The sequence below is a fragment of the Streptomyces hainanensis genome (assembly GCF_004348415.1).
GTDB classification, from domain to species: domain Bacteria; phylum Actinomycetota; class Actinomycetes; order Streptomycetales; family Streptomycetaceae; genus Streptomyces; species Streptomyces hainanensis.
This window is the reverse complement of the sequence record NZ_SMKI01000742.1, coordinates 1-2,323: the sequence shown is the minus strand read 5'-3', so window position 1 is coordinate 2,323 and position 2,323 is coordinate 1. Positions and strand designations below refer to the sequence as shown.

The following is a 2,323-nucleotide window of genomic DNA, read 5'->3' as shown; positions in this document are numbered from 1 at the left end:
TCTACCTGGTGCGCAGGCGCAGCGCGTCCTGATCGGTGCGTCCGACGCGGGTGCCGGTCGCCGTCGTTCCGCCGGCGGACGGCAGCCGACGACTCGCAATGCGCCTACGGAGCGGGGCGGGCACCCCCGGCGGCACCAGGGCCGCGATCAAGGTGATCCGGGAGGACATCGCCGACGAGCCCGGCGCGCTCGCCCGGTTCCGCCGCGAGGTGGCCACCGTGCGGGCGGTCCGCAGCCCGTTCACCGCCAACCTGATCAGCGCCTCGCTCGACTCCCCGCCCTACTGGCTGGCCACCGAGTTCGTACCCGGGCCGACGCTGCTGCGGGCCCTGCGGGACGGGCCGTTGGCGCCCGAGCTGTGCACCGGGCTCTTCGCGGCCCTCGCCGAGGGGCTCGCGGCGGTGCACGCGCAGGGCGTGGTGCACCGCGACCTCAAGCCGCACAACGTGATGCTGGCGCCGAACGGGCCGAGGCTGATCGACTTCGGGATCGCCCGGGCGGCCGACCAGACCCAGCTCACCAGAACCGGGCAGGCGCCGGGCACGCCCGGGTTCACGGCGCCCGAGGTGCTGCTCGGCGGCGAGGCGGGGCCGGCCGCCGACGTCTTCGCGCTGGGCGCGACGATGGCGACCGTGGCCACCGCCCGCGCGCCGTACGGCGGCGGGGAGTGGCCGGCCGTCAGCTACCGGGTGGTCCACGGCGAGATCGACGTCGACGGCGTCCACCCCGGTCTGGCGGCGCTGATCCGGGACTGCGTGGCCCGCGAGCCGGCCGACCGGCCGGCGCCGGCGGACATCATCCGCCGCTGCGGGGTGAGTTGGTCCCTCGCCGACCTGCCGACCTACCGGGCCCTCAACGACCTCGGCGAGCCGGCCCCGCACGACCTCCCCACGGCCACGGCGGCCGGCCTCGTCCCGAGCAGGCCGACCACCACCACCGCAGCCGGCGGTCGCGGCCGCCGCTGGCAGGTCGTCGGCGCCGGCCTGGCCGTGGCGGCACTCCTCGCGACCGTCGGCGTCTGGCTCGGCACGCGGGACGACGGCACGGGCGGCACGGGCGGCACCGGCGCCGACGCCGACACCGGTCAGGGCGACGACCGGGACACGGCCGGCGAGGAGACCACCTCCTCCGGCGTCCAGGGCGCCGAGGGCTCCGAGGGCGCCGACGACGACTCGGCGGCCACGGGCGATCCGCTGGATTTCGGGCCGGAGTTCCACGCCACCGACATCTGGGATCCCGCCATCGAATCCTGCCGGCAACCTCCGGAGGAGCGGGTGGAGCAGTGGCAGTGGAGTGTCGACACGACCACGACGCCGGGCGAGGCTGAGATCGGCTGGCGGTTGAAGCTCGACCTCGGCGAGGCTTCGGCCCCCTACCAGGTGGCGGCGGCCGTGCGGCCGCCTGGGCTAGAGGAGGGCAATGCGGGCATCGGCACCTTCTACGTGTCAGGGGTCTCCGACCTGCACGACCCGGATCCCCTGGAGTGGCGGTACGTGTCCTACCCCGACGACTTTCCCGGCGCGCCCGCGCTCGACGACGTGGCGGGCGACTGGACGGTGCTCTGGTTGCACGTCACCTCGGACGAGGACGCGGCGAGCGTCGCGTGTGACGGGTTCAGCACCCCCCAGGCTCGTCAGAATCCCTGAAAACGGGGAGAGTTGGGGGCATGCGGAAAATCCTGCTGTGGGCCGGCGCCGGGTTCGGGTCGCTCGTGTTCTTCATGGCGCTGCTCGTCGTCGGCGTCTACGGCGCCGCTGCCGGGCTGCTCGGCGGTGGCGGTGGCCGAGGGGGCGGTCAGCTCGCCACCAACTCCGTCCCCGCCGAGTACGCGGCGCTGGTGCAACAGTGGGGCAACCTGTGCCCGACGCTCTCCCCGGCGCTGCTGGCCGCCCAGCTCAACCAGGAGAGCGGCTTCCGCACCGACCGGACCAGCCCGGCCAACGCCCAGGGCATAGCGCAGTTCATCCCCGGTACCTGGGCGACCCACGGCATGGACGCGAACAACGACGGGGTCGCGGACGTCTGGGACCCGGAGGACGCCATCCCGTCCGCCGCCAGCTACGACTGCTCCCTGGCCGGCTACGTCGACGACGTGCCGGGGGATCCGGTGGACAACATGCTGGCGGCGTACAACGCCGGGCCCTACGCCGTGATCCAGTACGGCGGGGTGCCGCCGTACACCGAGACCCAGAACTACGTCCCGGCCCTCGGTCTGGCGGGCTGCCTGGTGCTGGCCTTCGCGTTGCCGCCGGCCTCGGTGCTCGCCGGCGCCTCGGTGCTCGCGGCCGGCGCGGCCGGCTACCTCGTCCGCCGCCGCGTCGCC

General features: G+C 74.7%; 2 protein-coding genes. Both read left to right on the top strand.

Going from position 1 to position 2,323, the window contains the following annotated elements; genetic code table 11:
- Nucleotides 1–98 precede the first annotated feature (98 nt).
- The gene (locus tag E1283_RS35440; RefSeq protein ID WP_132822269.1) at nt 99–1,646 is read left to right on the top strand and encodes a serine/threonine-protein kinase; all 1,548 of its coding nucleotides are present in this window, start codon (nt 99–101) and stop codon (nt 1,644–1,646) included.
- A gap of 20 nt (nt 1,647–1,666) precedes the next feature.
- Nucleotides 1,667–2,323: lytic transglycosylase domain-containing protein (locus E1283_RS35435; RefSeq protein WP_132822268.1), on the top strand; the 657-nt coding region annotated here is incomplete at its 3' end.